Genomic DNA, 4,253 nt, shown 5'->3' on the forward strand with positions numbered 1-4,253 from the left:
GGCGTTGGCTGGGTGTCCATCACATCCACGATCGCGGTTTCGTGGAGCCCTATTGCTGCGTCCATGGGAAGCTTACTGAGTGGGATGTTGGTGACCTTCCCCGAAAATGGCTTGTTGTTGCCATTGACATACACCAAGCCGTTGGAGATTTCCGCATTCCGGAAGTCCAGCACTTTCGCGAAATAGTCGCAGCCAGCGACGGTACCGGCTGCCACCAACAGCAAAATGCCTGACGTCAGTTTCTTCATTGATTCCATCTCCTCAAGATGGCCAAGCCCGCTGAGCCTGGCGTAGTGGTGAATCGGCACCTCAGCAAGTCGGTCCTTGCCTTGCTGGTGCGAGCTATGGCTAATCGACGGGGTAGCAGACTCAACGACGCGTTCAGAATGGCCCAGACCTGCCCCGGCACAACCCGGCTTACCACATCAAATATCATCGCATTAGGTTGAATATCAACCAGAAAAGTCCTTCTCGTCAACGTCACGACTCTCGACCATCGCGCAGACAACGGGAGTGCACATGTCTGACGAGCAGGACGACGTCCTGGCCAAGCGCATCGGCAAGGCCATTGCCAAACAACGGCAGCTGCGCAATCTGACGCAGGAAGAAGTCGCAGAACGATTGAAGATCGGCAACGAGGCGGTGTCGCGCATCGAGCGGGGCGTTGCCATGCCAACGGTGGCTCGCCTGATGGAGTTTGCGGAGATTTTTCAGTGCGATGCTTCCGCCTTGCTGGATGAAGCCGGCTACCGCAGCTCCGACCAGGCCTTGCACCTGAGTCGGCAGCTCGATCAACTCAATCCCATACACCGCCAGATGGTGATCGAGGTCGTCGAACGACTGGTGACCGATCTCGCGGTCACCGATCGCCGCAAACCCCGCTAATCCCCTACCCTGCCGCTGGCGCGCCGGATTGCCCCAGTCGTGGCGTCAACGGCGCCACCCGCACACGCGCCTTACCCGTCGCCGGGATCGGCCCGCGTAGCGGTGGTGGTGTAGGCGAAACGGTCAAAGCAGGCGCAGTCTCTATGTCGGGTAGATCAGATTGGCCTTCGGGTATCGGAGTAGTGTCCGACAGCCCTTCCGCTGCGGGATAGAACTCCTCCAGCAGCTGCGGCACTTCATCCTCCCCATCCTCGAACTGGCCGTTCTGTAGTAGCGCTAACGCAGCCAGCTCCAGCTCGGCCGTTTCCACACCCGATTCCTGGAAGTGCTGGGCCTCAGCCTTGGCGTAACAGACCGCCTCCTGCAGCGACTCGCCTTCTCGCAGAGTGAGATCGACGTAATAGACCGGTGCCCGGTGTGACTGGGTCGTGCTCTTGGCGCGGAGCTTGAGCATCAGCTTCAGGTGTCGGGTGTTTCCACCACTGACCGCTTCGAAGTAACGCAGTCTCGCCGCCAGCGTACGCACCGAGTTGTAGCCGGTGGTACGGAAGATGAAGCTGCCCAGCTCATCCTGCTGACCTTCGATCTGGACATTGAGCCGGCCATAGAGCTTGCAGCCGGCCTTGATGCCGAATGGGCAGCGTTCTGGTGTTGGGCAAGGAGTTTCATCGAGACCCGTGGCCGTCACCCGTTTGGCTTGCTCGCCATTGCCCACACACAGCGGCCTGCCGGTTTTGCGATCAAACGCACTGTACTCAGCCCGTAGGTTGAGATCGCTGGCATTGAACAGCAGCCGGACGGGAATGGCGCGCAGTTTGGTCTGGGTGTTGGCGAGACTGGGTTGGGCGTTCGCGCTGGCGGGACCGGATTGGCCGTTGCCTTGGCTCGTTGCTGTTCCCTCACTGGAGGGTGCCGCCTTGGTCTGCTGCTCGATCAGTGCGGTATGCAGCGGATGAAGTAACCAACCGTCTTTGCCCTGTACCTGAGTGGTGATCGTAAAACTGTCGTCCTTCTCGGGGATGCGTTTGCCGTTGTGTTCGACCACTTTGCCGATGCTGATTCGGCCAATGACCGGTGGGGTGATCGCGAGGCCTTTGATCATGATGGGTTCCTTGCGGTGCTCACCGTAAAGCGGCGGGCACCCGGTAGGGGTTTGACGTAACGCTGCATCAGCTTGGGGTAGTCCGCCTGCAGGCGTTCCAGATCTGGTACCTGCCCGTCCTTGGCACGACGCCAACTGACCTTGCCGCGCTGAAACTGAGCGGTGGTCGCCGGTCCCAGCGCATTCTGGATTTGCTGCTTGAGGCGGTCTTCCTCGGCCTCGGCTTCTGCCTTGGCGGTTCGGGCTTCGAGCAGCGACTCAAACAGCCGGTTGAACTCGGTCGATTCGGACAGATCGACCACTAGGCCGTTGTCTTGGGGGTAGAGCCAGCCCAGAGCACGCGCTGCATCGGCGGAACCATCAGGATCAGGCTGGCGTTGCTCGATCACGCAATCCCAGAAGGCCCGCTCACGTGCAATCAGATCAGCGATCTTGTCGTCGTCGCGGGTGACCCGGTAAATCCGGAAGTCCTGTCCGGCAATGAGTACCGCGACGTCGGCCCAGTCATGGCCGGTGACGGCCAGTTGATGCAGAACCTGGCACTGGTAGCTGATCGGGATACCCTCTTCCCATTGCGGGGCACTGTGGTAACCGGAGGTTTTGATCTCCAGTACGCCGGGGCCTTCGGGCAGGCCGACGATTTCTCGGTCCAGATTGGCGAGCATGAAGGTGTGTTCGGCATGCTGGAGCACCGCATTGACGCGGCGGACCTTGTAGCCGGTGCGTTCCTGGTAAACCGAGGCCAGTACCGGTTCGAGGATCTGCCCCCAGAGGACGGATTCCTTCTCGGACAGGTCATCGGGCGCTTTGCGGGCGGTCTTTTCTAGCCAGAGTGTGAGGGCCGATTTGTACGGGGATAGGCCAATCGCCACCGCGGCATCAGAGGAACCGATTCCGCGTTGACGGAGGGCGAGCCATTCTTCGCGACTGAGCCCGTTGGTTGAGGCCAGCCGGATGGCATGGCCGTGTTTCTTGTGCTGTCCATGCATGGGTTTCTCCACGGCATACAACAACGCCCGGTCTGCTTGAGGCAGGACCGGGCGTTGTATGCACTTGCGTTGATAAGTGTCGAATGTGAGGGGGTGTGGGCTGTAGCAGATCGTCAGTGCAGCTGGCTCGGCAGATCGGGCTGTGCCGGTGCCGGAATCAGTGCGGGGAACTGAGCAGGTGAGTAACAGAGTGAAGTCAGTGAAACCGGCTATTCCGCGTCGAACGTCGGCAAGGTATCGATCACATCGCCGTCGGCGTCGAACCGTATCCAGTTCTCGTCGGGATACACAAAGGCCAGCCACTCCTGTAGGGCCGACAGTTCCTCGGGATGGTCACTCGCGGTGAACGACATCATGTTTACGAACACCCCTTCCCGATATGGGGCGGTTTGCGCGTGAGCTTGAAGCCAGTCGAGCGTGCAGGGTTGGAGGTGGGCCGTGCTCAGTATAGGGACGATCAACAGCCAGGTATGGGCCATGTCATCACCTCACTGCGTCAGCGCCACGGCACGGGCCAGGGCTTTGTGTTTGAGCTGGGCACCTTGGCCGAACCAAGCCGAGTCGAGGCGGTGATCTTGACTTCGAGCACGGCGGCTGTGATCGACGTACTCGGTGACCGCATTGAGCAGACCCCACGCGGTTCCTCGTGCACCCGGTAGCAGTGCACCCATCCCCAGACCGCTATACAGCGAGGTGACTTGCGTCATCGCGCGAGACAGCGGTGTGCCCTCCATATCCACCACCTGCTCTTCCAGCACTTCGCTGAAGTACTGGGCGGCTTCGGCCGCGCTGATGGGGCGATCTGCCATGGCCTTGAGATTGCGGATGAACGCTTCCCACCCCGAGAGGCCCAGACCCAGTGCTTCCTTGACCAGCTTCGGATCGAACTTGATCGAGTGCGGGACCTTCACGGCACCGGTGCTGTCACCGACGGCCATCTGCAGCGTGTTATTGCAGACCACGCGCACGGAGGTGAACTGAGCGGTAGTGGCCATCGTGCCGTCGCAGCTGGTAGCGAGCAGCAGGTAGGCCTTCACCCGGTCACCACCCTTGAGAAGGGTTTCCTGACCGGTGCGGGCGAGCGCCCAGAGTTTGCGACCGCCCTTCAGTACCCCGGCCGTTTCCAGCTCGAAGCCTCCGGCATGGACGAGGTCGTTATAGAAGTGCAGGACCTCCTCGGGCTGGACAGTCTTGTAACGCGGCGAAACCACCGACAGTGGGGCCATGGTGTCGGAGCGAAACAGCACCTTGGCATCGGGATTGACGCGGATGTGCAT

At 60.6% G+C, this 4,253-nt stretch carries 5 protein-coding genes and 1 pseudogene; 1 reads left to right on the forward strand and 5 read right to left on the reverse strand.

Translation table 11 applies throughout. The annotated features are described in order from the left end of the window. A pseudogene (locus tag O9X62_RS15955) lies at window positions 1-248 on the reverse strand (hypothetical protein); the annotation flags it as partial. Window positions 249-519: 271 nt separating this feature from the next. On the opposite strand from O9X62_RS15955, the gene O9X62_RS15960 reads away from it, so the two are divergent. Continuing rightward, the gene (locus tag O9X62_RS15960) at window positions 520-885 is read left to right on the forward strand and encodes a helix-turn-helix domain-containing protein (protein WP_269533951.1); all 366 of its coding nucleotides are present in this window, start codon (window positions 520-522) and stop codon (window positions 883-885) included. Between the two features lie 4 nt (window positions 886-889). Here the strand turns inward: O9X62_RS15960 and O9X62_RS15965 are convergent, their stop codons facing one another. From O9X62_RS15965 to O9X62_RS15980, 4 genes are all read right to left on the reverse strand, one after another. Continuing rightward, on the reverse strand, window positions 890-1,987 hold the full coding sequence (locus tag O9X62_RS15965; RefSeq protein ID WP_269533952.1) for a hypothetical protein: 1,098 nt from the start codon (window positions 1,985-1,987) through the stop codon (window positions 890-892). Then, complete coding sequence (locus tag O9X62_RS15970; protein ID WP_269533953.1) at window positions 1,984-2,976, reverse strand: YqaJ viral recombinase family protein; 993 nt, start codon at window positions 2,974-2,976, stop codon at window positions 1,984-1,986. Before O9X62_RS15970 ends, O9X62_RS15965 begins: the two co-directional genes overlap by 4 nt. Window positions 2,977-3,185: 209 nt before the next feature. After that, a complete protein-coding gene (locus O9X62_RS15975) occupies window positions 3,186-3,455 on the reverse strand; it encodes a hypothetical protein (RefSeq protein WP_269533954.1) in 270 nt (89 codons plus the stop codon). Window positions 3,456-3,464: 9 nt separating this feature from the next. After that, window positions 3,465-4,253: DUF932 domain-containing protein (locus O9X62_RS15980; protein ID WP_269533955.1), on the reverse strand; the 789-nt coding region annotated here is incomplete at its 5' end.

This window comes from Chitinimonas sp. BJYL2, from assembly GCF_027257935.1.
Classification (GTDB): Bacteria; Pseudomonadota; Gammaproteobacteria; order Burkholderiales; family Chitinimonadaceae; genus Chitinimonas.